Here is a 26293-nt window from a genome sequence, read left to right as displayed (position 1 = left end):
CTCGTGGCACGATACGCCCCAGAAGGAACGTGTTTACGATTCGTCCGGCTCCAGCGGATGGCGGTCGGCATACCCGCTGTGCACTTCGTGCCACCACCGGATTTCGGCCTCCCCGAGCTTCCAGCAGAGGTAGACGATTCGCCCGTCCAGCAGGTGCGGGAAGTCGCAGAGACCCATGTCGAGGTCTTTCACATGGACGCCCAGTTCCTGTATGGCCTGGAGGTGTTCGCTGATCTGTTCGAGCGCGGCGATGTAGTGGGGGCCGGCGAAGCTACCCCCGCCGTATAAGGCCTGCGCGCTGGCCTTTTTGATCTCGTCTTTGGTGCGGATCAAAACGGCCTTGGCCGCTTGGACGGCGGTCAAGTGTTCGCGGAGCTGGGGAAGCAGGCGGGTGGCCTCGGCCAGGGTGAACAGGCGTTCCAGATTCTGTCCTTCTTCGCGCGCCGCCATGGGGAAGATCTTTAGCACAATCCGGCGCTCCCGCGCAACGACGAGCGGGCCTTGGCACGGGGACTGGCCGGCCTTTTCCAGGCCGGTTGAAAAGAAAATAGCTATTGACAACGGGAAGCCTCGCCGATACTATATCGTCACGATCCAAGCTTCCCTGAATACGAGCAATCAACAATACGCTTCCACCTCAGTCGAGCTTCCCGGGGCTGCTCTCGACATACCAGGTTTTGCCAGGTTTTGATTGTGACTGTCTGATGGATTGGGGTGTGTTGTCCCCCGCGGGTGGAACCACCGCGCTGTCAACCATGGAGATTCAGGGCGCCAAGTAGTAGTCCTTTCGCGGACCATCCTCTCCGCATACGCCCCATTCACCGCTCAACAGTTGATCCATGCTTCAAGATTCGCTCTGTCGCACCATGTCATACCCACAGCCCCATTGCGGCTCGTGAAGGGATTTGTTCCATGTTAAGGGAGAAGACCATGTATCTTGCCGAGCTCAAGCAGAAGTCCATTGCCGACCTCAACGAGGTGGCGCGAGACCTGAAGATCGAAGGCGCCGCCAACCTGCGCAAGCAGGAGCTGATCTTCGCCATCCTCCAGGCGCAGACGGAAAAGAACGGGGTCATTTTCGGCGAGGGGGTCCTGGAGACGCTGCCGGACGGCTTCGGCTTCTTGCGGGCGCCGGACTCCAACTATCTGCCCGGCCCGGACGACATCTATATCTCCCCCTCCCAGATCCGCCGGTTCAACCTGCGGACCGGGGACATCGTATCCGGGCAAATCCGCCCCCCCAAGGAAAGCGAGCGGTACTTTGCCCTTTTGAAGGTGGAGAAGGTCAACTGCGAAGATCCGGAGGTGTCGCGGGACAAGATACTGTTCGACAACCTGACCCCGCTCTATCCAGAAGAGCGGCTCATTCTGGAGTATGACCAAGGGGAACATTGCACGCGGGTCATGGACCTGATCACCCCGATCGGCAAGGGCCAGCGCGGGTTGATCGTGGCCGCCCCGCGAACCGGGAAAACGATGTTGCTCCAGGCTATTGCACGGGCTATTTTGAAAAACCACTCCGAAGTCACCCTGATCGTGCTGTTGATCGACGAGCGTCCGGAAGAGGTGACGGACTGGCAGCGGCAGGTCAAGGCGGAAGTCATCAGTTCGACCTTCGACGAGCCGGCCCAGCGCCACGCCCAGGTGGCGGAAATGGTGTTGGAGAAGGCCAAGCGGCTGGTCGAGCACAAGAAGGACGTGGTGATTCTGCTCGACAGCATCACCAGGCTGGCGCGGGCGTATAATACGATCGCGCCGCCGAGCGGCAAGGTCCTGTCCGGCGGATTGGATTCCAATGCCCTGCAGCGGCCCAAACGGTTCTTCGGCGCCGCCCGCAACATCGAGAACGGCGGGAGTCTCACGATCATGGCGACGGCGCTCGTGGATACCGGCAGCCGCATGGACGACGTGATTTTCGAAGAGTTCAAGGGGACCGGCAACATGGAAGTGCATCTGGATCGCCGCCTGGCCGACAAGCGGGTGTTCCCGGCGATCGACATCAGCCAGTCCGGCACCAGGAAGGAAGAGCTGTTGGTGGATCGGGACCGGCTCAACAAGATGTGGATTCTCAGAAAGGTGCTGAGTCCGTTGGGCACGATGGAAGCCATGGAGTTTTTGATCGACAAGATCGGCGGGACCAAGAACAACCAGGAGTTTCTGCAGTCGATGAACCGGTAACGGGGAAGCTCTCAGCCGTCAGCGTTCAGTAAGGGACCTGGGGAGAAGAGAGCGAATATCGTCCATGGTTAAGCTGATAGCTGATCGCTGACAGCTTCATTCAAGGAGTGAGGAGCATGAAGAAGGGCATTCATCCGGAGTACGTGGAAGTGACCGTCCATTGCGCCTGCGGGGCCAAGTTCAGGACCCGCTCGACCGTGGGCGACCTGAAGGTGGACATCTGTTCGCGCTGCCATCCGTTTTTCACGGGCACGCAGAAAATCGTGGACACCGAAGGACGTGTGGAGCGATTCAAGAAGAAGTACACGAAGAAGTAGGGGCCGCGAACTGTGGTGCAAAGAATCCTGCTCCGAGGAGGGGCGGGGTTTTTTGTTTTTTAGCCCGGAATCCTGAGTCGTCAACCGGAGCCCTATGGCCGACGCACAGACAGCCGACCAGCAAGCCGCGCCCCTGATCGCCAAGTGGGAAGGGGTGGCGCAGCGCTACGACGAGCTGACCCAACAGCTGATGGACCCGTCCGTCCTCAGTCAGCCGGCGATGATCCACAAGCTGAACAAGGAGCGGACGGAGATCGAAGCGCTCGCCCGCCAGTATGTCGACTATCGGGCCTTGGTCAAGCAACTCGACGAGGTCACCCAGCTCATCCAGGATTCGGCCACGGACGGGGAGATGCAGCGGGTGGCGGCCGAAGAGGCCGGCAGCCTGCAGGCCCGTTGCCGCGAGATGGAGGCGCAGGCGTTGGAGCAGTTGGTGCCCAAGGATCCCCGCGATGAAAAGAATACCTTCGTGGAAATCCGGGCCGGGACCGGAGGGGACGAGGCGGCGCTCTTCGCGGGGGACCTGTTTCGGATGTATATGAAGTATGCGGAGCGAAAGCGGCTGCGCGTCGAAGTGATGGAGTCGAGCGAGACCGGGATCGGCGGGTTCAAGGATGTGGTGATGCTGGTTGAGGGCAAGGGGGCCTACAGCCACTTCAAGCATGAGAGCGGGGTGCATCGGGTCCAGCGGGTCCCGGCGACCGAGGCCAGCGGGCGCATCCACACTTCCACGGTGACGGTGGCCGTGATGCCCGAGGTGGACGAGGTGGAGGTGCAGATCGATCCCAAGGATCTGCGGATCGACACGTTCTGCTCGTCGGGGGCCGGCGGCCAGAGCGTGAACACGACCTATTCGGCGGTGCGCATCACCCACATCCCGACCGGGGTGGTGGTTTCGTGCCAGGACGAGCGGTCCCAGTTGAAGAACCGGACGAAGGCCATGCGGACGTTGCGGGCCCGCATCGTAGAGGCCGAACGGGAGAAGCAAGAAGCGGAGATCGCCCAAAGCCGGAAAGCCCAGGTCGGAACCGGAGAGCGGAGCGAGAAGGTCCGGACATACAACTTTCCGCAAAACCGGGTGACCGATCACCGTATCGGGCTGACGTTGCACAAGCTCGAGCAGGTGCTGGCTGGCGATTTGGACGAAATCGTGGAAGGCCTGCGTGCGGAGCACGCCAGGGCTGCGACGGAAGAACCCTCATGCTCACGCTGACCCGGCAGCCGACGACCTATGGCGCCCTGGTTCGGGCGGGGCTGGACCTCCTGTCGAATGCGGGCGTTGCCAATGCGGCGCAGGACACGCGGTGGCTGCTCGAGCGGGCGCTGGGCACCACCGGGCTCCGGCTCAGGGTGGAGAGCGACCACCCGGTCTCGGAGGAGCACCGCAATCTGGCGTGGTCCCTCTTGGCGCGCCGCGCGTCCGGAGAGCCGCTCCAGTACCTGCTCGGCACCCAGGAATTTTGCGGGTTGGATTTCGAGGTGGGGCCGGCGGTCCTGATACCCAGGCCGGAAACCGAACTGTTGGTCCAAGAGCTGACGCAATTGAGCGAGCGACCGGCGAACGGCAACGCTCCGCTCGTCGCCGACATTGGCACCGGGTCCGGGTGTATCGCGGTTGCGCTGGTCCATGCCCTGCCGAAGGCGATGGTTTACGCGACGGACCTCTCAGCCGAAGCGCTGGATATCGCCTGCAGGAATGCCGGTCGGCACGGGGTGACGGAACGGGTGCGGTTTCTGGAAGGAGATCTCCTGGCGCCGCTGGCTGGTCTTGGGTTGGAAGGCCGGCTGGCCGCGGTCGTCTCCAATCCTCCCTACATTCCCGCAGGCGATCTGTCGGGGCTCCAACGGGAGGTCCGGCGGGAACCCAGGCTGGCGCTGGACGGAGGGCCGGACGGGCTGACACTCTATCGTCGGTTGCTGCACGAGGCCAAACCATACCTGGCGCTGGGCGGAACGCTGGCGCTCGAAGTGGGACAAGGACAGGCAGGACCGGTCTGTCGCATGGCTGAAGAGTCGGGCGGATACGAATCGATTCAGGTCCGCCGGGACGAGGCGGGCATCGAGCGGGTGGTCTGTCTACAAAAAAGTGAAAGGTGAATAGAGAAAAGTGAATAGTCGTGGCCGGGGTCTTATTCGCCGTTCACTTTTTACCATTCACCCTTCACTAAGCTGTTATGGATCGTATCGTCATCACCGGTAAGCAGCCCTTGCGGGGGAGCGTCAAGGTCAGCGGGGCCAAGAACGCCGCCTTGCCGATTCTCGCCTCGGTCATTCTGGGTGGCGGCGAATGCACGGTCACGAACGTCCCGCGCGTCGTGGACGTGTTCACGATGGGCAAACTGCTGGGCATGCTCGGCGCGACGGTGCAGGCCGATGGCAACCGGGTGACCATGACGATGGACGCGCTGCGGTCATCCGAGGCGCCATACGATTTAGTGAGAACCATGCGCGCGTCGGTGGTCGTGCTGGGCCCGTTGCTGGCCCGCTGGGGGGAAGCCACGGTCTCGCTCCCCGGGGGCTGCGCGATCGGCTCCCGGCCGGTGAACCTGCACCTGGCGGGTTTCGAGAAAATGGGGGCGACCGTGACGGTCGAGCACGGCTATATCAAGGCGAAAGCGTCGCGCTTGAAGGGCGCGCGGCTCTGTCTGGACTTTCCGACGGTGACGGGCACGGAAAATCTGATGATGGCCGCCTGTCTGGCCGACGGCACGACGGTCATCGAAAATGCGGCCAAGGAGCCGGAGATCGTCGACCTCGCGGCTTTTCTGGTCAAGCGCGGCGCGCGGATCGCCGGCGCCGGCAGCGACCTGATTACGATCGAAGGGGTCAAGGCCTTGCGCGGCGCCGACCATGACGTCATCCCGGACCGCATCGAAGCCGGCACCTATCTGGCCGCCGGGGCGATTACCGGCGGGGACGTCTCGGTGGAGGACTGCCGGCCGCAACACCTGGAGGCGGTGACCGCGAAGCTGCGCGAGGCGGGCGCCGAGGTGGTGGAGGGCAAGGAGTCGGTGCGGCTCAAGGCCCCGGCGCGCCTCAAGAGCGTGGATGTGAGGACCTACCCCTATCCGGGGTTCGCCACCGACATGCAGGCCCAGATGATGGCGCTCATGTGCGTGGCGCAAGGCACCAGCGTGATCACCGAAACCGTGTTCGAGAGCCGCTTCATCCACGTGCCGGAGTTGCAGCGCATGGGGGCGGAGATCAAGGTGGACGGCAGCCATGCGGTCGTGACCGGCACGGCCAGGCTCACCGGCGCACCGGTGATGGCCTCGGATCTGCGCGCCAGCGCCGGCCTGATCGTCGCGGGACTGGCGGCGGAGGGCGAAACGGACATCGCCCGTGTCTATCACCTGGATCGGGGCTACGAACGGATCGAGGACAAGTTGCGGGGATTGGGCGCGAGAATCACGCGGGTCAAGAGCGGATCGGCCGGGGCGGCAAGCGGAGCAGGGGCATGATCACGGTCGCGCTGGCCAAAGGGACGCTGCTTGCGCCCGCGCTCGAGTTGTTCCGGCGGGCCGGGTATGCCAAGAACGGGATCTCGGCGGAAAGCCGGCGCCTGGTCTTTACGGACGAGGACCGGGACGTGACCTTCCTGATCGTGCGGCCGACCGACATCCCGACCTACGTCGAATATGGGGCGGCGGATGCGGGCGTGGTCGGAAAAGACGTCCTGCTGGAGCAGGAGAAAGACGTCTACGAGCCGCTGGATCTGAAGATCGGCGGCTGCCGGATTTCGGTGGCGGCGTTGCGGGGGCGGGAGCAGCGGGATCGGCTTTCGGCCAAGGTGCGCGTGGCGACCAAGTATCCGCGCATCACGGAACGGTACTTCAACCAGAAGGGCGTGCCGGTCGAGATCATCAAGCTGTACGGGTCCATCGAACTGGCGCCGATGGTCGGGCTGGCGGACCGGATCGTGGATCTGGTCTCCACCGGCAAGACGCTCAAGGCCCACGATCTGGTGGAGGTGGACGTGATCGCGCGGTCCACCGCGAGACTGATCGTGAACCGGGCGAGCCTGAAGATGAAGCACGGGAGTCTCACCGAATTGATCGAACGACTGAAGCGCGGGCGTCCGCGCCGCGCCCGGTAAGGCCAGGACAGGGCCGAGCGAAGGGGGATGACGATGAAGGTGATCGCCAGCACGGATCGAGCTTTCAAGGGAGCGCTCAAGCGTGTGACGTCACGGTCCAACCTCCAGGGGGGGGGCGTCGAGAATTCCGTCAGAACCATCCTGAAGGCGGTCGAGCGCGGCGGAGACAGCGCCGTTTCCCGCTACACGAAAAAATTCGACCGGGTCTCTCTCAAAGCCGCCCAGTTCCGGATCAGTCCCGAGCAAGTCAAAGAGGCCTACTATCAGATTCGCAAGGAAGAAGGGGACGCGCTGCGCTACGCCGCGCATCGCATCATGGCGTTTCACGAGCGGCAGCGGACCAAGACCTGGATGTACCAGGACGGCGGGGCCACGTTGGGACAAGTGGTGATGCCGCTGGATTCCGTGGGGCTGTATGTGCCCGGCGGCAAGGCGGCCTATCCCTCCTCCGTGCTCATGAGCGCGATCCCCGCCAAAGTGGCCGGCGTCAAGCGGGTGGTCATGTGCACGCCGATGCCCAAGGGCGGCATCAGCCCCTATCTGCTCGTGGCGGCCGATATTGCGGGCGTGGACGAAGTGTACCGGATCGGCGGGGTCCAGGCCATTGCGGCCATGGCGCACGGGACGAAAACCATCGCGCGGGTGGACAAGATCATCGGACCGGGCAACCACTATGTGGCGACCGCCAAGCGCTTGATGTACGGGACCGTGGCGATCGATATGGTGGCGGGGCCCAGCGAACTCCTGGTCGTGGCGGACGAGACGGCGACCCCGGCGCATGTGGCGGCGGACTTGCTCGCCGAGGCCGAGCATGACGAAGAGGCCCAGGTGTACCTGGTGACCACCTCGGAGCGGCTGGCCAAGGACGTCGTCCGGCAGCTGGGCGAGCAGCGCAAGCGGTGCTCGCGCGACAAGATACTGGCCAAGTCCCTGGCCAAGCACGGAGTGGCCTTCGTGGTGAAGACGATGGAGGAGGCGATCGAACTGGCCAACGAGATCGCGCCGGAGCATTTGACGCTGGCGGTGGATCAGCCATTCGATTATTTGGAGAAGATCCGGCACGCGGGGGCCCTGTTCCTGGGCCGGTACACGCCTCCGGCGGTGGCGGACTACGTCGCGGGCCCCAATCATATCCTGCCCACGGGCGGGACGGCCCGGTTCTCCTCGGCTCTGTCGTTCGACGACTATGTGAAGAAGAGCAACATCATCGCCTATACCAAAGAAGAGCTGACGAAGGTGAAAGACCATATCGCGCGCATTTCACAGATGGAAGGGCTGGACGCGCACGCCAAGTCCGTGGAGAGCCGGTACTCATGAAGAAGACACAGGCGCGGCGCGCGATGATCACGCGCGCGACGAAAGAGACGAACATCCGCGTGGACTGGATGCTGGACGGCACGGGCCGGAGCCGGATCAAGACGCCGATTCCGTTCCTGGACCATATGCTCGACCTGCTGGGGCGGCACGGGTTCTTCGATCTGACCGTGCAGGCCAAGGGCGACACGCATATCGACGATCACCACACGGTCGAGGATGTCGGCATCGTGCTGGGCGACGCGCTCAAGCAGGCGCTGGGCGACAAACAAGGCATTCGGCGGTATGGCTTCGCCTCGGTGCCGCTGGACGAAACGTTGGCGCAGGTCACGGTGGATCTGAGCGGGCGGCCGTACCTCGTCTACAACGCCAAGTTGCCGAACCGGCGCATCAAAGAGTTCGACCTCTACCTGTTCGAGGATTTTTTCCAGGCCTTCGTCACGCATGGGGCGTTCAACCTGCACGTCAACGTGCTGTACGGGCGGAATCCGCACCATATCGTGGAAGCGACCTTCAAGGCGCTGGCGAAAGCCCTCGATCAGGCGACGGGGCTCGACGGACGGGTGAAGGGCGTGCTCTCGACGAAGGGAAAGCTGTAATTGGTGAACAGTCAACGGTGAATGGTGAGGGGCTCCGAGGGAGCCTGTCCGTTCACGGTTCGCCATTCACCATTCACTGATCCGATGATTGCGATTATCGATTACGGCATGGGCAACCTCCGCAGCGTCCAAAAGGCGTTCGAAGCGGTGGGGCACCAGGCGGTCGTGACGCGCGACGCGCGCGCCATCGGGGATGCCTCGCACGTCGTGCTCCCGGGCGTGGGGGCGTTCGGCGATTGCATGGCCAATCTGGACCGGTATGGCTTGATCGAACCGGTCCGCCGGGCCGTGCAGTCGGGCAAGCCGTTTCTGGGAATCTGCCTCGGCCTCCAGCTGTTGTTCACGGAGAGTGAAGAGTTCGGCCGTCATCAGGGATTGGGTGTGATACCGGGAACGGTCCGGCGATTTCCGGCCGGGCTGAGCGAGGCCGCCGGCGCCGGGGCGGCGCACCTGAAGGTTCCGCATATGGGGTGGAACGAAGTGCGGGTGACGCAGGCGGCGCCGCCGCTGCGGGGGCTCGAATCGGGGGCCTATCTGTATTTCGTGCATTCCTACTATGTCGAGCCGCAAGATGTCGGCATCGCCTGCACCATGACGGACTACGGGCTTTCATTCGTCTCGAGCATCTGGCGGGACAACGTCTTTGCCTGCCAGTTCCACCCGGAGAAGAGCCAGTCGAGCGGGCTGCACATTATTCGGAACTTCGCCGAGTGGCACTGATGTCGCATGAGGCCGCTAAAATAGGCCGGCAGCGGCTGAACGACGGGGGGTCTTCCATGTCCTCGCTGGCGCTTGGGTTGCTGCTCGGAATGTCTTGGTTCGCCCTGGAAGGCTGCGGGCCGACCAAGGTGACGACGAACAGCGCTCCGGACATCGAGAAGTACCGGATCAAGACGATCGCGGTGCTGCCGTTCGAAGCCCTGGCCACGCCGCAAACGACCGAGCGGCGGGATACGGAGATCCTGGCTCCCCAGGGCGTGCTTCGATCGGACATCTCCCTGGGCATTCCCCCGACGGTTGAACGGCAAAACCAGCCGACCGCCACGGTGCCGGCGGTGGCGGCCGACCACGTCACACGCATCGTCTATGGGAAGCTGCGGCAGTGGGGCGGGATTCTGACGCTCACCCCGTCGGAAACGGGACGGGTGGCGGCGTCATTGGGCCCCCAGGCGGCCAAGCTGCCGCAGCCGCAGCTCGTCAGACAAGTGGCGGAGCAGATGAAAGCCGATGCGGTGCTGGTGGGGCGAGTGCTGATCTATCAGGAGCGGGCCGGGAGCAAGTGGGGAGGAGACCCGGCCGTGGTCGGGTTCGAACTGAAGCTGGTGGGAGCCGACGGCAAGGTTCTCTGGGTCGGTAACTATTTCGAACGGCAGCGGCCCCTGATCGAGGACTTGGCCGGCTTTCTGGATCGCGGCGGCGTCTTCGTCACGGCGGACGAACTGGCTGCCTACGGGGCCGAGCATGTATTCAAAGAGTTTCCCTTCGGCACGCCGGCGGAACGGTAAGACGAAGGTTGAATGATGAACGGGACCAGCCATTTGTTCATCGAACATCGTTCCACGTTCATCGTCGGGTAGGCCATGCTGATCATTCCCGCCATTGACCTGAAGGATGGGCGGTGCGTGCGTCTCCGGCAAGGAGATTTGCAGGCGGAAACCGTCTATTCCGACGACCCGGCTTCCATGGCGATGCAGTGGGAGCGGCGGGGCGCCCAGATGTTGCATCTGGTGGATCTGAACGGCGCGGTCGAGGGCCAGCCCAAGAACATGGCGGGCATCGAGGCCATCGTGAAAGCCGTCTCCATTCCGGTGCAAGTCGGAGGCGGCGTGCGGGACCTGGAGATCATCAAACGCTACCTGGACGGAGGGGTCCGCCGTGTCGTATTGGGCACTGCCGCGCTCCGCGACCGGAATTTGTTGGAGCGGGCTTGTTCCCTGTACCCGGCCCGCATCCTGGTCGGCCTCGATGCGCGCAACGGCAAGGTCGCGGTGCAGGGCTGGACCAGCCAGTCCGAGACGCTGGCCGTCGATTTGCTGAAGAGTCTGGCGGAATGTCCCCTGGCCGGGGTGATCTACACGGACATTGCGCGGGACGGCATGTTGCAGGGGCCCAACCTGACGGCGCTCCGGGAGATCGCCGCTCGGTCGCCCGTGCCGGTCATCGCCTCGGGAGGGATCACGAGGGCCGAGGATATCCAGGCGATCAAGGCTCTGGGGCCGCGTATCGAGGGGGCGATCGTGGGCAAGGCGCTCTACGACGGCAAGCTGGACCTGAAAGCGGCAATCGCCGCAAGTGAACAGTAAATAGTGAATAGTGAGCAAGAGCAGGCCGTCCAACTTCTATCAATATCTTTTCACCGTTCACTGTTCACGTCGGTGATATGCTGACCAAGCGCATCATCCCCTGTTTGGACGTCAAAGACGGGCGCGTGGTCAAGGGCGTCTCGTTCGTCAATCTCCGGGATGCGGGCGATCCGGTGGAAGTGGCCCGGGCCTATGATCGGGAGGGGGCCGACGAACTTTGCTTTCTGGACATCACGGCCTCCTATGAGAACCGCAAGACGATTCTGGATATCGTGAGCCGGACCGCCGAGCAGGTCTTCATGCCCTTGACCGTCGGGGGAGGAGTCAGGACGCTCGAGGATATCCGGGCCCTGCTTCAGGCCGGCACAGACAAGGTCAGCATCAACACAGCCGCGGTCGAGCGGCCGGAGTTCGTGAAAGAGGCGGCCGAGCGGTTCGGCACCCAGTGCATCGTCGTCGCCATCGACGCCAAGCGGAGAGCGAAGCCCGAAACCGGCTGGGAAGTGTTTACCCATGGCGGGCGCAAGCCGACCGGACTGGATGCCGTCGAGTGGGCGCGCAAGATGGAAAGTTACGGGGCGGGCGAAATTTTGCTCACCAGCATGGACCAGGACGGCCGGCAAAACGGCTATGACCTGGAGCTGACCGCAGCGGTCTCCGATTCAGTCTCGATTCCCGTGATCGCGTCCGGCGGTGTGGGCACGCTCGATCACCTCTACGATGGCTTCGTCAAGGGCAAGGCGGACGCGGTGCTGGCCGCCTCGATTTTCCACTACCGGACACACACGATTCCGGAGGCCAAGGCTTATCTCCGGCAAAAGGGCATTGCGATCAGATGACGGACTTCAGCCGATTGAAATTCGACGCACAGGGGTTGATCCCAGCGGTCGTCCAGGACTGGCGTGACGGGTCCGTGCTCATGCTGGCCTTCATGAATCGGGAGGCCTTGCAGAAGACCCTCGAAACAAAATCCGTCCACTTCTGGAGCAGGTCGCGGAAGAAACTCTGGGAGAAGGGCGAGACCTCAGGGAATAAGCTGGCCCTCAAAGACCTCTTCGTGGATTGCGACGGCGATACTCTCTTAGTCAAGGCCGAACCGGCCGGCCCGACCTGCCACACGGGGGAGAAGGCCTGCTTCTTTACGCGCCTGGAGGGCAACGGGGAGAAGACGCAGGAGGCCTGGGGCGGCATCATCGAGCGGCTCTACCAGACGATTCAGGAGCGTAAACGGCAGCCCTCGAGCGACTCTTATACCTCGACGCTCCTGCAAGGCGGGATCGACAAGGTGCTCAAGAAGGTGGTCGAGGAAGCGGGCGAGGTCGTCCTGGCAGCCAAGGGGGGCAAGAAGGAGGAGATCGTCTACGAAACCGCCGACCTCTTGTTCCACACGCTGGTGGCGCTCGGGTACCACGATATCCAGCCGGAGGAGATCTATCGGGAGCTGGCGGGCCGGTACGGGAAATCCGGGCTCAGGAAGGGCAAAGCATGAGCGACTGCCTGTTCTGCAAGATCGCCGCAAAGGCCATTCCGGCCAAGCTCGTCCATGAAGACGATCGGGCGGTCGCCTTCGACGACATCAATCCTCAGGCGCCGGTCCATACGTTGGTGATTCCGCGCAAACACGTGGCCTCCATGGCGGAGCTGAATGAAGCCGATGCGGGCCTGCTGGGGCATCTGCTGCTCGTCGGCAATCAGGTCGCCAAACAGAAGGGTATCGCCGAGGGCGGCTACAGGCTCGTCGTGAACACCGGTCGGAACGGCGGCCAGACGGTCTTCCACCTGCATCTCCACCTGCTCGGCGGCCGCCCCATGCACTGGCCGCCGGGATGAAGTTGATGGGACGGGGCGGACTGGCTGCTCCCCCGTGCTCGCGCAACGCGCGGCCGCAGAAGGCCCTCGTTGGACGCGCGCAGTTAGGGGATCAACCAGTCCACCCCTTGAAGAGAAAAACGTTTAGCCGAGACTAAAAAAGAGAGAGTGACGGGGCCAGGCCGCTTCAAAGCCTGGCCCCTTGTTTTTTTGCTCTCCCCATCGGTTGGTTGAAACCCTTTACCCCAAGACGTGGCTTGGTGCCGTTCCTTGCTCCAGCTGACGGCAGATGCATTGGCAACTGGGGGGTAGCTGCAAAAAGTTCCTCTCCTGGCACGCTATAGAGGTTCGATTGAAGGAGGGATGCCGGGGCTCCAGAGGTAAGCGCTCCCTTTCAAAGGGGTACGTTCTCCCCCCCAGACCTCCAACACCTCCGCCCAGGCGTAAGCGGCCGCTACGATGCCCATGCAGGGGGCAGCTGCACTAATCCCGTCGAACGATTTTACCCATCCGCAAGGATTGGACGGATCATCCAAGCTTTTTGCCAAAGGGCTGTCGAAAGGAATGAGGGGGACGGCTGCGGGAGGCCTCTCTTCGAAAATGCGTTTGCCGAGTTCTTTATCCGGTGGAAGGCTATGCCAGGTGATACGAGGGCACTCGAATCTCAAGCCAATCCCTGCATCAATTAGCCATTCATACCCTCCGGCAATGGCCATGCGCCTGGCTTCAAACGTGTCAAATCCCATCAGTGCTATAGATGGATGGGCGTCGGACTTCTTCCATCCCCACTGAAGGGTTTGCGCGTCCGCGTCCACAGGCATTCCAATTGCCTTTAATTGCTCGGAAAATATTTCGGTCTTGAGGGCTCCTTCCCATGACGGATTTTCGTCCAGCAACACGTGAGTTTTCCAGTTCGCCTTTTCCAGCCTGCCGCCATCTTCCCCTCGATCGAGTAGAAGAAGTTGAGGAAAACTCCCCTGCTGTTGTGCGATGAAATAGAGGAGTGCGAGGTATGTATTCCCGAGGTGTCCTAGACCCAAGATGGCTAAGCTTTGTTCCGGCATGCTGAGTCCGGCAAGGTTCACTTTTCCTACTTCTAACGTGCCTTGACAGAATCTCTTCTTGTGAGTGGAAAAGCCTGCGGCGGAAGCTAAAAGTGCAAATGAGAGGTAGCCTGCAACAGCAAATGCCGAAATAGGAGAAGCGACTTCGCCAGGCAAATGCTGCCCGAAGGCAATGCGGTTTCCCCGAGCGTCTCCCCACAATGTCACATCCGAAGGGGAAGATGCCGCTTGCCCCAAGCCTACTGTGAGTCGGCATGTCGGGGGGCGATCTGTAAAAACACATCGAGAAGGCAACGAGCCTGGTGCCGCATGAGGTCGGTCGAGACCAGTAACGACATAAATTTGCCCCATGAATTGGCGAGAAAGAGTCGCAGCCAGGGCCCAAATTCCAGGCCAAAGATCCTCTTCGGTGGCACGTTTTGGGTCGGCGTAGATTGCGACGTCTTGCGCCAAGACTCGTTTAACTTCTGTCTCTGTTAGGAGTCCCCTTCCGGACTTTGCTACGCCATTAGCGACACGGTCTTGCCACCATTCCATGGCTGCTCCTCCAAGCGAAAATGAGCAAGACGTTCCTCTGCTGTAAGCTCACGCCAGCCGCTGTCTTCAAGGACATGGAAGCCTATCTCCTCAAGGTTCCAAGGAGGACTTCCATAGTGGGGTACCACAATGGACCAAAATCCAATGGTTGATGAGATGCGGTTGCTCTGATCAACCACGCTCAGCCCGACCCATGCCTCTGGGTGAGTATGGACCAACGACACAGGGGATAATCGACGCTTTGCGAGGTCTGCATACATCTTGAATTTCGCATGCTCAGGAAGTTCAATGGACAAGGCTGTTGCGCGGTCATCGGCGAGACGATGATGGAAAATAGCATCAACAGCGACCCGAACTCCGTTCGTAGAAGCTGTGCCGATGAGGATGCAAGCACTTTCTCGCCATCCTTCACTCCGCTGACGAAGTGTTTCCAAGACATCGGTCCACAGCGGATGAGGAACGATCAGCGATGAGTTTATCCTGCCCGTCCTGTGTAACCGCATGCTCTGTTCCATAGTAACCTCCTGATAAAGTCTGCGTAGGCTACAATCGGGCTTGGCGGTTTCCTCCATAACTGTTGTGCTGCCCATTCTTGGTGATGCTGGATGCCGTAGCGATCGCCGGGCCAACAGATGAACAAGTTATTGGCATCCCATTTCACCCACCCATTAAATGTTCCATCCCCGCGTGGCCATGCGCTCGATATGCAAACCTTACTTTGGGGATCAATGAATTTTCCGCCGATGGCTTGTTGCCCATATCCGGCGCACTCCAGCTGCATTACGTAGTCCATGTTGTCTCTGGCGTGGAACTCCAGATAAACAAGATCGCCCTGGCGGTCGAGCAACGTCCAGAAACGTTGCTCGGCCCCGAGCCGGAACTCCGTCGACTCCAGATCGCACTGGAGTTGGTCTGCGGGTTGCTCAGCCATTGGGCTCAGGGCCCGGCTTAGCGAGCCAAACAATTTTGCAGTCGTGGGACGTGCCGATCGGCAAGTTCTCATTCAGAGGGCTACCCGTCGGGGCCCCTGCAAAGAGCTCAAGGTCCCGGCACATCGAGGCTGCGACCTTGAAGTGTCGGCACGCCCACTCGTGCACAACCCGCCAGGGGCTCTTCGGATTGAAGAAGTGCCGAGCCGGTTCTTCACTTTGATAATGGACTTCGACGCATGTCTGCCTGCGTCGGCAGTGCCACTTGTGGCCGTGACGGATACAGTCGCCGACAGTGTCGTATTTCGTGAAGGCGACATCGTCTGTCCCAAGCCCCTCGATTACTTCGGACGGGTTGAGACCGAATTGTGTGGCAACCCGAGCGGCAATGGTTTCCACGTTTTCCTGTTCCGAGGCATCGACCCTTACTGATCGGTGCTCTCCATTCTTGTCTTCTAAGTCAATTGAAATGTTCACGGGTGCCTCCTGGGCAGTGTCTGTGTTCTCGCTTCCCTGTTGGCCATGCCCACTCTTCACCTCCTTGCGGCATGGTAGTTGTTGATCGGACGGTCTTTCTCATGGTGTTCGTATTGATCACGCCCCATGTGTTGCAAGTATCGAACGCCATATCATATCATAGCACTGCAAGTTTTGTGTTGCAAGTGTCGAACGGCGATGCTAAAAGGTGGCATCGAAAGGGGGTGCTATATGGCAGAAACTACCGTCGATGTGAGGGCTCTCTATGACGCTGTAGACGGTAAGCGGCAAAGCAAGGAGCTGAGTTGGCGAGAATTGGCTGGCGAACTACAGATTGCTCCGTCAACTTTCACACGGATGGCTCAGGGTAGACGGCCAGATGTTGATACCTTTGCAACGCTCTTGAGGTGGCTTGGGGAAACGGCTGATAAATTCACTCATTCCGAACGAAAAAAGATAAGGGATGCCGAACCAATGGCGATGATTTCTAGTTATTTGCGTTCAGCAAAAAACGTCTCTCCCGGTGAGGCTGCGGCGCTTGAGCAAATCATTCAGGCCGCTTATCGCCATTTGAAAGGGAAGAAATGATAGATGTCCAAGAAGCTCCCGCATGGTTTTAAGGCACAAGCTGAGCGGATTTCTCTTGAGGTGCGCGTCGAGCTTGGCCTTGCTCTTGTAGATCGCCTCGACGCTTTATCGCTCGCCGCCTATCTAGAGATCCCGGTCATTTCACTTCTCGCTCTAAGGGCATCTGGCGCTGCCGATGAAGAGATTCAGCTTATCCAGGGGGAAAGTGCGAAGTTCTCTGCTCTGACCGTTATTGATGGTACGCATAGGTTAATCGTATACAATCATCGGCATCCGCCTGGACGCCAGGCGAATTCCTTGGCGCATGAGCTATCCCACACGATTCTTGAGCATTCCCCAAGCCCTGTTCTCGGCGACGGAGGTTGTCGACATTGGAATTCTCAGTATGAAGACGAGGCGGACTGGTTAGCTGGAGCACTGTTAGTTCCGAGGGAAGGGGTGCTGAATTGGTTACGAGGTGGGGGTAGTGAGATGGACGGTGCACAACATTTCGGTGTGAGCCGCGCCTTGTTCTCTTGGCGTGCCCATCATTCGGGTGTATTGAAGCAATTGGAGTCGTGGCGACGGATGAGGTCGAGAGGCTGAGGGGAGCACAGAGGATCGCACGCAGCGAGCAGATGGAATCCTGTTGGCGGTTCTCCGCTGGCATCGATTATAGTGTAACGATGCTGAGCTGACGGTTCAGCCAAAGGTTTGCGTGAGGGAATCTTTTTGTTGAGAGAGTAGGGGGGAGTGGCGCGATATGAAACTCGAAGAAGCCAGGCAGAGGATAGAGGCGGCGATTGAGCAGTATGGCCAGCATGCGGCGAATGCGATCGAGTTGGTGATCAACGAGGTGCGGTCGGACCATGGCGCGGCGGTGGTGAACGGGCTGATCGACGAATTCGACCTGGAACTCCAGTACAACATCGCCCCGCTGGAATCGGATTACTCCAACAGCTGACCCTGCCACCTGCGCATTGTCTGGAGCGTTGCGTACAACCGGTTCGTTGCATCCGGTGCGATGATCTGTTAAGCTAACCCGTACAGAATCCTGTACAGGTCGGAGGAACGATGCAAACCCTGAGCGCGACCAAGGCCCGAAGCAATCTCTTCGAAGTCATCACGAAAGCGGTGGATGGGCACCGGCAGTTTCGCGTCGTCTCCCGGCGCGGCGACGTGGTCCTCATGTCGGAGGAGGATTACTCCAGTTTGATCGAGACCCTGGAATTACTCTCCACACCCGGCCTGTTGAAAGGCGTCCGCAAAGCCAAACGGGAGATCAAGAAAGGCCAGACCTACTCGCTTGAGGACGTCTTCGGTGGCTGAGGCCGCACCGTATACGATCCGGATCACTCGACAAGCTAAAAAAGACATCGACACCCTCACACCGAAACTCAAACAGAAGCTCCGTACGATTCTCCTGAACGTCCTCGCCCACGATCCCTACGAGGGGAAGCGACTGATCGGCGACTTGGCCGGCAGTTATTCATACCGGCTCACATATCAAGACCGGATCGTCTATTCCATCGACGAGACGACGAAGACTATCTATATCGAACGGGCCAGGACTCACTACGGCGATTGATGGAGAGCATCAGAGGTCTTTCCACTCAGACGTTCCCGAGGAGGGAAAAGGCTCAAGGCGCCTTTTTCCTCCACCCCTTCCCTCCCCCTCTCTGAACTACGACCGGCCTTCCTCACGGGCGGCCTGCTCGGTCCGCATTGCGCGCTACCGTTCTCACCCATCCGCCTCAAGCGAGCAGGACAGACACTGCCATGATCTCGCTCATCTTGCGTTTGGCGAGGCGGCCTGGCTGTCCCCTATGCGCGCGTCCAGCGAGCACTTTCTGAAGTGCGCGATGCGCGAGCACGGGGGATAGCGGCCGCAGTTGCCCCCTCCTTCCGAGGCCGCGCGCTGCGGGAGCAAGGGAATAACCTGGTTGCTCCGCGTCGATTTTTCAGCCGTGCTGGCCCTGCAAGCAGAGGGCCGAATAGGCTGTCTCTTATGCCTCTTCCCCTCATTGACTTAGTCTTTTCTCGTCTGTTACATTGACCGGTCGATAGTTCAGGAATTTCAAGCCCTTCCGATTCGGTTCACGACAACTGGCAGCACAGGAGCGCAACCGGCGTGAGCCTCGGTCTCATCCCCCAGGACATCATCGAACAGGTCAAAGACCGCATCGATATCCTCGACGTGGTGTCCGGCTACGTGACCCTGTCCAAGGCCGGCCAGCACTTCAAGGGGCTCTGCCCGTTTCACAGCGAAAAGACCCCCTCCTTCACGGTCAGTTCCTCCCGGCAGATCTTTCACTGCTTCGGCTGCGGGGCGGGCGGGAACGTCTTCAGCTTCCTGATGAAGATCGAGGGGACGAGCTTCCCCGAGACGGTGCGCGAGCTGGCCCGCAAGGCCGGCATCGAGGTGCCGGCGGCGCCGAGCGGGCGTCCCTCGCCGGATGCGGGCAGCCGCGAGAAACTGGAGCGGCTGAACGAGGCGGCGCAGGCCTGGTTTGCGCGTAATCTGCACGAGGGCGAGGGGGGCGCGTCGGCGCGGGCTTACCTGGACGAGCGAGGCATGGCGCAGGCGACGCTGCATACGTTCGGCTTCGGCTATGCGCCCCAGGCCTGGGACGGCCTGTTGAAGCATCTGCTGAAAGAGGGCTTTACGCTGCCGGACCTTGTGGCCGGCGGCCTGATCACCCAGAAAGAAAGCGGGGGGCGGAACCCCAAGGATGTGTCCGGCTACTACGACAAGTTTCGCCAGCGGGTGATGTTTCCGATCTGCGACCTGCGCAAGAAGGTGATCGGCTTCGGCGGGCGCATCCTGGGCGAGGGGATGCCCAAATACCTCAATTCGCCGGAGACGCCGCTCTTCAACAAGGGCCGGGCGCTCTACCTGCTGGAGAAGGCGCGCGAGTCGGCGGGCAAGCTGGACCGGCTGGTCATCGTCGAGGGCTATTTCGACGCGATCGCCTTGCACCAGGCGGGGATCACGAACGTGGTCGCGACGCTCGGCACGGCCCTGACGCCCGATCATGTGCGGACGATCCGGCGCTACGTCACGAAGGTGGTGCTGCTGTTCGATCCGGACGAAGCGGGCGTGCGGGCGGCTCTGCGGACGCTGGACCTGTTCGTGGACAGCGGGATCGGCGTGACGGTGGTGTCGCTGCCGGACGGGGACGATCCGGACACGTTCATCCGGAAGCAGGGGCCGGAGACCTTCGCGCGGCTGCAAGAGCAGGCGCCAAGCCTGCTGGACTTTTCCGTCGCGCACAGCCTGGAGAAGGCCGGCTCGAGCTCGATCGAGGACCGTATCCGGAGCGTGGACGAAATCCTGCGCATCCTCCAGAAGACGAGCCACCGACTGGCCAAGGAGGAATGCCTCAAGCTGGTGGCGGAGCGGCTGGGGATCAACCAGTCGCGCCTGATCGAGCGCTACCCGGAATTGCTCGCGCGCGACGAACGCAAGGGGGCGCGCAAGCCGGCGGCGCCGGTTCCGCCCGCGCCGCCGGGGCCTTTCAAGGGGTCGCCGGAGGAGCGGGACCTGGCGTTTCTGCTGCTCCAGGGACGGCTGCGCGCCGAGCATTTGCAAGCCCTGGACGCCGCCGCCTTCAGCGTGCCCGCCTGCCGGCGCTTGGCCGAACTGGGCCTGAAGCATCGCGGCAAGGACGGGCGGGTGCTCGTGCGGGCGGTGCTGGACGAGGCAATGGCCGACGAGGCCTGCGCCCCCATGGCCACCCAACTGTCTCTGATGGAACAGCAGTATGACGACGAAGAGGCCCATATCCGCGGGTGCCTGGAATTAATGGGACGCAAACAGCGCGAGGCGGCCGAGCGCGACTTGATCGCCAGGCTCCGCGCGGCGGAGCGGGAGGGCCGGCTGGAGGAGTGGCGCGATCTGAACGCCCAACTGAAGGACATGCACGTGCAAAAGGCCGCGGTGCGGCCGGAAGTCGCCCCATGAGGGCGTCGCATCGTAAGGGAGTCACAATGGCGAAAGAGCAATTGCTTGGCGAAGTGAAGAAGCTGATCTCGCTCGGGAAGTCCAAGGGGTTCCTGACCTACGAGGAGTTGAACAGCAAGCTGCCCTCGGACATGGTGTCCTCCGAGCAGCTGGGGAACCTCATGACCATTTTCGGCGAGATGGACATCGAAATCGTCGACGCCGCCGACAGCGAGCGATACCAGAAAACGGCGGAGAGCGAGGAGGCGGGAGAGGAAGCCGAAGAGCCCGAGGAGGCGGAGGAGACCGAGAAGGAAATCGATCTCACCCCCGGCGTGCTCAGCCGGACCGACGACCCGGTCCGCCTGTACTTGAAGGAAATGGGGAGCGTCGCGCTTTTGAGCCGGGAAGGCGAAATCGAGATCGCCAAGCGCATCGAGGAGGGGAAGAAAGACATCGCGTCCGCGGTCTTCGGGATGCCGATGTCGATCCAATTCGTGCTCTCGCTGCGGGAGAAGCTCAAGGCGGGCAAGATCAACATCCGCGAGCTGGTGCCGGTCATCGACGAGGATTTCGAGGAAGACGAGGAGGTGACCGAGCGCGACGATCAGGAACTGCGCGACAAGACCCTCGAGGCCCTGAACAAGGTCCGCAAGGTGTCCCTGACCCTGATGAGCCTCTACGAGAAAAGCCGCAAAACGGGCGGCGACCACGGCAAGCAGCAGAAGATCAAGGCCCAGATCAAGGACATCCGCGCGCAGGTGGTCGAGAAGATGGAGTCCGTGAACTTGCACGCGGCCATCAAGGACCGGATGGTGCAACGCGTGCGGGAGATCGGGCAGGAGTTCCGCGCGGCGGAGCGGGAACTCGCGCACTGCCAGCGGAAGATCGGCGTGTCCGGGGAAGCGGGCCAGGAATTGCTGCGCAAGCTGGGGCGGGACCGCCGCGACTTCCTGGCCGTGAAGCGGAAGACCGGCCTGTCCGAGGAGCAACTCCACGAACTCAAGAAGATGCACCAGACGGCCCGGAGCCGCATCCGGCAGCTGGAGACGGAAGAGGCCCTGGTCACGACCGATGAGATCAAGGAGGCGGTGCGCCACCTGGACATCGCTGCCGAGAAGGTCAAGCGCGGGAAGGCGGAGCTGGTCGAGGCGAACCTCCGCCTGGTCGTGAGCATCGCCAAGAAGTACACCAACCGCGGCTTGCAGTTCCTCGACCTGATCCAGGAGGGCAATATCGGCCTGATGAAGGCCGTGGACAAGTTCGAGTACAAGCGCGGCTACAAGTTCAGCACCTACGCGACCTGGTGGATTCGCCAGGCCATCACGCGCGCGATCGCCGACCAGGCCCGGACGATCCGGATTCCGGTCCACATGATCGAGACGATCAACAAGCTGATCCGGACCTCGCGGCATCTGGTCCAGAAGTTGGGCCGCGAGCCGACGCCGGAGGAGATCGCCGAGCGGATGGACCTGCCGCTCGACAAGGTCCGCAAAATCCTCAAGATCGCGCGGGAGCCGATCTCGCTCGAAACCCCGATCGGGGAGGAGGAAGACAGCCATCTGGGGGACTTCATCGAGGACAAGAAGGCGATCTCTCCGTTGGAGGCCGCGATCCGCTACGACCTGCAGCGCCAGATCAACAGCGCGCTGGAAACCCTCACCCCGCGCGAAGAGAAGGTGCTTCGGAAACGCTTCGGCATCGGGGAGAGCACGGACCATACCCTGGAAGAAGTCGGTCAGGATTTCGAAGTGACCCGCGAGCGCATCCGGCAGATCGAGGCCAAGGCCTTGCGCAAGCTGCGCCATCCGAGCCGAAGCAAGAAACTGAAGAGCTTCGTGGAAAACCTCTGATTGGTGAATGGTAAATAGTGAATGGTGAATTGACGAGGTGGAACGCCCTCACAAAAAGCTCTCGGTGTGGAAAGAAGCCATTGAATTGGCGCTTTTAGTGTATCGTGTCACCGAGCAGTTTCCAGGCAGCGAGCGTTTTAATTTGATTGATCAGTTGCGGCGCGCCGCCGTGAGTGTCTCCAGTAACATCGCTGAAGGAGCGGGAAGGCAAACCAAGAAAGAATTTGTCCAGTTCCTCTACGTCGCACAAGGCCCACTCAGCGAGTTGGATACGCAATTCGAACTGGCCCAAAGGCTCGGGTATTTGGACGGAGGCCAGTGGAAAGCGATTGATGAGCAGCTAGTGCGAGTGGCCAAGTTGCTGAGCGGGCTGATCCGGCACGAAAAGTAATCGGCGGACCTTGAGGCGTGTGGCGCTGTTCACCAATCACTGTTCACTATTCACTGGTTTGAAAGGGCCCATAGCTCAGTTGGTCAGAGCGGCGGACTCATAATCCGTTGGTCCCAGGTTCGAGGCCTGGTGGGCCCACCACACCGCGCTTGCGTGGCGGCCACTTTCCGATTGTGTGGCCGCTCAACGCCACTGAGCAACTTTCTCGCTTTTCGGTTTTTGCGTGATCTGACCCCTCCGGCTCCTCTCTTCTTGAAACGACCCGAAGGCTTGTGTTACGGTATTATCCGTCGTCGATGTCGGTTCTGCGTCCATCCTTCATGTCGGCAATGAGGCGCAGTTGAATCCGCAGCTTCAGCCGCTTATTGATCTTCAAGTCCTTGACCTCCGCCTGGCGGAGATCAAGGAGCAGCAGCGCAAATCCCCCGAACTGATTCAGGCCGCCGAAGCGCCTCTCCAAGAGGCGCAGCGTCTCCACCAGGAGGCCAAGGCCACTCTCGATGCGCTCACCAAGGAACGCAAAGATCGCGAACGCGATCTCGAGGCGCACGAGTCCCAAACCGAAAAGATGAAGACCCGATTGTCCGAACTCAAGACGAACAAGGAGTACCAGGCCCATCTGTTCGAGATCGAGATGTCCAACAAGAAGAAGGGTGAGATCGAAGAGCAGATCCTGGTGCTGATGGAAAAGATCGAGATCAAGCAGAAAGACGTGAAAGAGATTCAGGTCAAGGCTGCCGAAGCCGAGCAGTCATTCGCCAAGGAAAAACAAAGGCTCGAAGCGCTGGCCGCCGAGCTGGGGACCGAGTCGGCCCAGCTGGAGCAGAAGCAGGCCGCCGTGGCCGCCGTCGTGGACAAGACGTTGATGGAACGATATCGGAAGCTCAAGGCGATGAAGAAGGATCTGGCGCTGGTGCCGGTGCGCGACGGCATCTGCTCCGGATGCCGCTTGCAGCTTCCCCCGCAGCTCATTGCCGAGGTCAAGCGGAAAGAGGACCTCCTGGCCTGCTCCTACTGCCACCGAATTCTGTATTGGGAAGGGGAGGTGATCGCGACGGCCCAGGCCGCCCCCTCCGCGCTGGAAAAAGAAGAGTATGACGTGGGGGAAACGGTTTAGCCTTCCTGTGCCGGCCCCAGCACCGCCTGCGTCGTCCTGAAGTGCAGCTTCGCGACCGTGCCCAACCGCTCCACCCCGTGTTTCTTCACGATCATGCGTCCCGCCAGTTCGACTTGCGGCGAAGCCCCCTTCGGGAGGGCCAGGCCGATTTCGTCCGACAGCCGCTTGAGCCGGAGGAGGAACTCGGCGCGGGCCAGGATCGACGCTGCTGCCACCGCCAGGTCTGATTCGGCCTTGGTGCGCTGAATCAAACGAATACGCTTTCCCTTCTCCTGCAAGGCGTTCAGGACGAACCGTTCGTCTCCGAATTGATCGGCGATCGCCAGCTCGCACGGCACCTGCTCCAGCAGGTTCTCCAGCGCGCGGGCATGACCCCAGGCCAGAAGCCGGTTCAGGTTTTTAATCTTTTTGTAGAGTTCGTTGTAGCGCTCCGGGCCAATCGCCACGATGCTGTGCCGGCACACCAGCTTGATGTCCGGGGCCATCTCGAGAATGCGGCCGTCGGAGATGCGCTTGCTGTCCCGCACCTCCATCAGACGTAAATCCGGCTCCAATTCCGGTGTGACGTGGACGGCGGCGATGACGAGGGGGCCGAAGTAATCCCCCTTCCCTGATTCGTCGATACCGATGCGGGCTTGGCCTGCGGTCTGGTGTTCGGTCGTCACCGGTGATGCCTGTTCGTGGTGAGGTCTGGTGGTTTGCCGGGCGGACTGTAACAGAGGCTTCGATGGCGGTCAATCGGCGCCGGCCGCTTGCACGTGGGTTGTTGAGGGCTTATACTGCAGGCGCGTGCTGGAGTGGACCGGGTGATCGCTCGTCGGCTTGCCGGCGGGAGGAAAGTCCGGACTCCACAGGGCAGGGTGCTGGGTAACCCCCAGGCGGAGCGATCCGACACCGGCGCCACAGAAAACAAACCGCCGATGGCCCGCAAGGGATCAGGTAAGGGTGAAACGGTGGGGTAAGAGCCCACCGCGTCTGTGGTGACACAGACGGCAGGGTAAGCGTCGCCCGGAGCAAGACCAAATAGGAGGACGCCCGACCGCGAGGTCGGATCGGCTGGCCCGGCCGAGGTCCTCGGGTAGGTCGCCCGAAGCCCGGGGTAACTCGGGCTCCAGAGAAATGATCATCCCCGTGCTGGCGTCAAGCCGAAACGGGACAGAATCCGGCTTATAGGTCTTCTCCAGCGCGCCCTTTTTAGAGCCCGTCGCAAGTCTCCTTCGGTAATCTTGCCGGCACAGGCTTCGACTTGGTCGATCAGGACGACCGGGATCCTCGTCCCGTAGCGGCGGGCCATGTCTGCATTCTCGTTGATATCCACTTTAGCCAAGTTGAACGGGGTCTCCTCCTGCAGGCGGCGGGCGATCTTCAGGACTACCTCGCAGAGGTGGCAATCGGGACGCGAAAGAATCGTGATCTCCAGCATGGGGGCTGTCCGCTCCTCGGCCGGTACCGTACCTGATTTGCTGGTGTTGCTCAAGGTGCCGGAGGTCGCAACCTGAGGCTGGGACAGTGAATATACCGGCCCAGGACCCATGGCGGAGTGCAGTGGGAGGGGGATTCTTATTGACTTAAAGGCCCCCCGAATGGTAGCATGAAAAACTCTTTTGCCTTGTTTTTCAGAGAGATTCGAGCAATTTGCTGAGTCGGGATAAAGGGCGGCCCGACTTACGTTCAAAAGACAGGATCTTCCGCGGGGGCTGCCGATTCAGTCGTCCGCGAGAGGGAGTTGGGTATATGAAGCTGACAGGCGCAGAGATCTTCTTGGAGTGTCTCAAGCGAGAAGGGGTGAAGACCCTCTTTGCCTTGCCGGGCGGCGTCGTGCTGAAGATCTTCGATATTCTGCACCAGCAGAAGGATGTCAACGTGGTCCTGACTCGCCACGAGCAGGGTGCCGGCCATATGGCCGAGGGCTATGCCAAGGCGACGGGCAAGGCCGGCTGCTGTCTGGTCACCTCCGGGCCGGGCATGACCAACGTCATCACCGCGCTGGCCGATGCCTATATGGATTCGGTGCCCTTGGTGTGTTTTTCCGGCCAGGTGCCGACCAGTTTGATCGGCAATGACGCCTTCCAGGAAGCGGACAACATCGGACTGAGCCGTCCTTGTACCAAGTATAATTTTCTCGTGAAGGATGTAAACGATCTGGCCGTGACCATCAAGGAAGCCTTCTACGTGGCCACGACCGGCCGGCCGGGACCTGTGCTCGTGGACATTCCGAAAGACGTGTCCATGAACAAGGCGGAGTTCAAGTATCCCGGGTCCGTGTCGATCCGGGGCTACAATCCGACGTACGACGGCAACAAGTGGCAGATCAAGCAGGCGGCCGAGGCCATCATGAAGGCGCGGAAGCCGATTCTGTATGTCGGCGGCGGGGTCATTTTCTCCGGCGCCTCGGAAGAGCTGCTGGAACTGGCCGAGCTGACCCACATTCCCGTGGACATGACCCTCATGGCCCTGGGGGCGTTTCCAGGAGAGCATCCCTTGTCGATGGGCATGCTGGGTATGCACGGCACCTATTGGGCCAACATGGCCATGCACTATTCCGACCTCGTGATTGCGGTCGGCGCACGGTTCGACGACCGTGTGACGGGTAAGGTGTCGGAGTTCTGTCCCCAGGCCAAGGTGATCCACATCGATATCGACCCCACGTCCATCCGCAAGAATGTGAACGTGGACGTTCCGATCGTCGGGGACTGCAAGTCCGTCCTGCGGGAGTTGGTCCAGATTCTGCGGGCCACGGTCAACGGGGATCAAAAGGATTTGCGGAAACCCTGGCTGGACCAGATCCGCGAGTGGCAG

30 protein-coding genes, 1 tRNA gene, 1 other RNA gene and 1 pseudogene are annotated in these 26293 nt (G+C 61.2%); 26 read left to right on the top strand and 7 right to left on the bottom strand.

Annotated features, from left to right (window positions below):
- Positions 1-33: 33 nt before the first annotated feature.
- Complete coding sequence (locus EPO61_05230; GenBank protein TAJ09682.1) at positions 34-450, bottom strand: DUF2203 family protein; 417 nt, start codon at positions 448-450, stop codon at positions 34-36.
- A 480-nt stretch (positions 451-930) separates the two neighbouring features.
- Here EPO61_05230 and EPO61_05225 point away from each other — a divergent pair, with 480 nt between their 5' ends.
- From EPO61_05225 to EPO61_05160, 14 genes are all read left to right on the top strand, one after another.
- Positions 931-2178: a transcription termination factor Rho gene (locus tag EPO61_05225; GenBank protein TAJ09681.1), complete on the top strand. Its 1248-nt coding sequence runs from the start codon at positions 931-933 to the stop codon at positions 2176-2178.
- A gap of 116 nt (positions 2179-2294) precedes the next feature.
- Positions 2295-2495: a 50S ribosomal protein L31 gene (gene rpmE, locus EPO61_05220; protein TAJ09467.1), complete on the top strand. Its 201-nt coding sequence runs from the start codon at positions 2295-2297 to the stop codon at positions 2493-2495.
- Between the two features lie 94 nt (positions 2496-2589).
- Positions 2590-3708, top strand: a complete 1119-nt coding sequence (locus EPO61_05215; protein TAJ09466.1) for a peptide chain release factor 1 — start codon at positions 2590-2592, stop codon at positions 3706-3708.
- Positions 3696-4592 carry a peptide chain release factor N(5)-glutamine methyltransferase gene (gene prmC, locus EPO61_05210; GenBank protein ID TAJ09465.1) on the top strand — a complete coding sequence of 299 codons (897 nt, stop codon included), beginning with the start codon at positions 3696-3698 and terminating at the stop codon, positions 4590-4592. The genes EPO61_05215 and prmC overlap by 13 nt, the downstream gene beginning before the upstream one ends.
- 77 nt (positions 4593-4669) lie before the next feature.
- Complete coding sequence (murA, locus tag EPO61_05205) at positions 4670-5956, top strand: UDP-N-acetylglucosamine 1-carboxyvinyltransferase (protein ID TAJ09464.1); 1287 nt, start codon at positions 4670-4672, stop codon at positions 5954-5956.
- Positions 5953-6591, top strand: coding sequence for an ATP phosphoribosyltransferase (locus EPO61_05200; GenBank protein ID TAJ09463.1), 639 nt, complete (start codon positions 5953-5955; stop codon positions 6589-6591). Before murA ends, EPO61_05200 begins: the two co-directional genes overlap by 4 nt.
- A gap of 33 nt (positions 6592-6624) precedes the next feature.
- Positions 6625-7908 (top strand): histidinol dehydrogenase, encoded by a 1284-nt coding sequence (gene hisD, locus EPO61_05195; GenBank protein TAJ09462.1) that lies wholly within the window; start codon positions 6625-6627, stop codon positions 7906-7908.
- Positions 7905-8504 carry an imidazoleglycerol-phosphate dehydratase HisB gene (gene hisB, locus EPO61_05190; GenBank protein TAJ09461.1) on the top strand — a complete coding sequence of 200 codons (600 nt, stop codon included), beginning with the start codon at positions 7905-7907 and terminating at the stop codon, positions 8502-8504. The genes hisD and hisB overlap by 4 nt, the downstream gene beginning before the upstream one ends.
- 84 nt (positions 8505-8588) lie before the next feature.
- On the top strand, positions 8589-9224 hold the full coding sequence (gene hisH, locus EPO61_05185; protein ID TAJ09460.1) for an imidazole glycerol phosphate synthase subunit HisH: 636 nt from the start codon (positions 8589-8591) through the stop codon (positions 9222-9224).
- A gap of 56 nt (positions 9225-9280) precedes the next feature.
- On the top strand, positions 9281-10009 hold the full coding sequence (locus EPO61_05180; GenBank protein TAJ09459.1) for a hypothetical protein: 729 nt from the start codon (positions 9281-9283) through the stop codon (positions 10007-10009).
- Between the two features lie 75 nt (positions 10010-10084).
- Positions 10085-10807 (top strand): 1-(5-phosphoribosyl)-5-[(5-phosphoribosylamino)methylideneamino]imidazole-4-carboxamide isomerase, encoded by a 723-nt coding sequence (hisA, locus tag EPO61_05175; GenBank protein TAJ09458.1) that lies wholly within the window; start codon positions 10085-10087, stop codon positions 10805-10807.
- A 77-nt stretch (positions 10808-10884) separates the two neighbouring features.
- Complete coding sequence (gene hisF, locus EPO61_05170) at positions 10885-11646, top strand: imidazole glycerol phosphate synthase subunit HisF (protein ID TAJ09457.1); 762 nt, start codon at positions 10885-10887, stop codon at positions 11644-11646.
- Positions 11643-12296: a bifunctional phosphoribosyl-AMP cyclohydrolase/phosphoribosyl-ATP diphosphatase HisIE gene (locus tag EPO61_05165; protein TAJ09456.1), complete on the top strand. Its 654-nt coding sequence runs from the start codon at positions 11643-11645 to the stop codon at positions 12294-12296. The genes hisF and EPO61_05165 overlap by 4 nt, the downstream gene beginning before the upstream one ends.
- Positions 12293-12637, top strand: a complete 345-nt coding sequence (locus EPO61_05160; protein ID TAJ09455.1) for a histidine triad nucleotide-binding protein — start codon at positions 12293-12295, stop codon at positions 12635-12637. Before EPO61_05165 ends, EPO61_05160 begins: the two co-directional genes overlap by 4 nt.
- A 317-nt stretch (positions 12638-12954) precedes the next feature.
- Here the strand turns inward: EPO61_05160 and EPO61_05155 are convergent, their stop codons facing one another.
- A complete protein-coding gene (locus tag EPO61_05155) occupies positions 12955-14217 on the bottom strand; it encodes a hypothetical protein (GenBank protein ID TAJ09454.1) in 1263 nt (420 codons plus the stop codon).
- Positions 14181-14732, bottom strand: coding sequence for a hypothetical protein (locus tag EPO61_05150; GenBank protein ID TAJ09453.1), 552 nt, complete (start codon positions 14730-14732; stop codon positions 14181-14183). Before EPO61_05150 ends, EPO61_05155 begins: the two co-directional genes overlap by 37 nt.
- A 1122-nt stretch (positions 14733-15854) precedes the next feature.
- On the opposite strand from EPO61_05150, the gene EPO61_05145 reads away from it, so the two are divergent.
- The 5 genes from EPO61_05145 (at position 15855) to EPO61_05125 (ending at position 17778) form a co-directional block, all read left to right on the top strand.
- Positions 15855-16211, top strand: a complete 357-nt coding sequence (locus tag EPO61_05145) for an XRE family transcriptional regulator (GenBank protein TAJ09452.1) — start codon at positions 15855-15857, stop codon at positions 16209-16211.
- A gap of 3 nt (positions 16212-16214) precedes the next feature.
- Entirely contained in the window at positions 16215-16796 is a 582-nt protein-coding gene (locus EPO61_05140; GenBank protein TAJ09451.1) for an ImmA/IrrE family metallo-endopeptidase, read from the top strand.
- Positions 16797-16953: 157 nt separating this feature from the next.
- Positions 16954-17154: a hypothetical protein gene (locus tag EPO61_05135; GenBank protein TAJ09450.1), complete on the top strand. Its 201-nt coding sequence runs from the start codon at positions 16954-16956 to the stop codon at positions 17152-17154.
- A gap of 110 nt (positions 17155-17264) precedes the next feature.
- Positions 17265-17519 carry a type II toxin-antitoxin system Phd/YefM family antitoxin gene (locus tag EPO61_05130; GenBank protein ID TAJ09449.1) on the top strand — a complete coding sequence of 85 codons (255 nt, stop codon included), beginning with the start codon at positions 17265-17267 and terminating at the stop codon, positions 17517-17519.
- On the top strand, positions 17512-17778 hold the full coding sequence (locus EPO61_05125) for a type II toxin-antitoxin system mRNA interferase toxin, RelE/StbE family (GenBank protein ID TAJ09448.1): 267 nt from the start codon (positions 17512-17514) through the stop codon (positions 17776-17778). The genes EPO61_05130 and EPO61_05125 overlap by 8 nt, the downstream gene beginning before the upstream one ends.
- 236 nt (positions 17779-18014) lie before the next feature.
- Here EPO61_05125 and EPO61_05120 read toward each other — a convergent pair whose 3' ends face one another.
- Positions 18015-18215 (bottom strand): hypothetical protein, encoded by a 201-nt coding sequence (locus tag EPO61_05120; GenBank protein TAJ09447.1) that lies wholly within the window; start codon positions 18213-18215, stop codon positions 18015-18017.
- A 49-nt stretch (positions 18216-18264) separates the two neighbouring features.
- Between EPO61_05120 and EPO61_05115 the strand changes: the two genes are divergently transcribed.
- The 4 genes from EPO61_05115 to EPO61_05100 all read left to right on the top strand — a co-directional run bounded on the left by EPO61_05115 (position 18265) and on the right by EPO61_05100 (position 22518).
- Positions 18265-20154 (top strand): DNA primase, encoded by a 1890-nt coding sequence (locus tag EPO61_05115; protein TAJ09446.1) that lies wholly within the window; start codon positions 18265-18267, stop codon positions 20152-20154.
- Entirely contained in the window at positions 20151-21986 is a 1836-nt protein-coding gene (gene rpoD / locus EPO61_05110; GenBank protein TAJ09445.1) for an RNA polymerase sigma factor RpoD, read from the top strand. Before EPO61_05115 ends, rpoD begins: the two co-directional genes overlap by 4 nt.
- 37 nt (positions 21987-22023) lie before the next feature.
- Entirely contained in the window at positions 22024-22377 is a 354-nt protein-coding gene (locus EPO61_05105; protein TAJ09444.1) for a four helix bundle protein, read from the top strand.
- Between the two features lie 64 nt (positions 22378-22441).
- A tRNA-Met gene (locus EPO61_05100) sits at positions 22442-22518 on the top strand.
- Between the two features lie 142 nt (positions 22519-22660).
- On the opposite strand, the gene EPO61_05095 is transcribed toward EPO61_05100, so the two are convergent.
- The gene (locus EPO61_05095; GenBank protein ID TAJ09443.1) at positions 22661-22936 is read right to left on the bottom strand and encodes a hypothetical protein; all 276 of its coding nucleotides are present in this window, start codon (positions 22934-22936) and stop codon (positions 22661-22663) included.
- 9 nt (positions 22937-22945) lie between these two features.
- On the opposite strand from EPO61_05095, the gene EPO61_05090 reads away from it, so the two are divergent.
- Entirely contained in the window at positions 22946-23494 is a 549-nt protein-coding gene (locus EPO61_05090; GenBank protein ID TAJ09442.1) for a hypothetical protein, read from the top strand.
- On the opposite strand, the gene rnhC is transcribed toward EPO61_05090, so the two are convergent.
- Entirely contained in the window at positions 23491-24159 is a 669-nt protein-coding gene (rnhC, locus tag EPO61_05085) for a ribonuclease HIII (GenBank protein TAJ09441.1), read from the bottom strand. The genes EPO61_05090 and rnhC overlap by 4 nt on opposite strands.
- Before the next feature lie 129 nt (positions 24160-24288).
- Between rnhC and rnpB the strand changes: the two genes are divergently transcribed.
- Positions 24289-24680, top strand: an RNA gene (rnpB, locus tag EPO61_05080) — RNase P RNA component class A.
- 9 nt (positions 24681-24689) lie between these two features.
- Here the strand turns inward: rnpB and EPO61_05075 are convergent.
- Positions 24690-25028: pseudogene (locus EPO61_05075) on the bottom strand (glutaredoxin family protein).
- A gap of 200 nt (positions 25029-25228) precedes the next feature.
- On the opposite strand from EPO61_05075, the gene EPO61_05070 reads away from it, so the two are divergent.
- Positions 25229-26293: acetolactate synthase large subunit (locus EPO61_05070; GenBank protein TAJ09440.1), on the top strand; the 1065-nt coding region annotated here is incomplete at its 3' end.

The organism is Nitrospirota bacterium (assembly GCA_004296885.1).
GTDB lineage: Bacteria > Nitrospirota > Nitrospiria > Nitrospirales > Nitrospiraceae > SYGV01.
The sequence above is the reverse complement of the archived record's forward strand: the minus strand, read 5'-3'. Positions and strand labels throughout refer to the sequence as shown.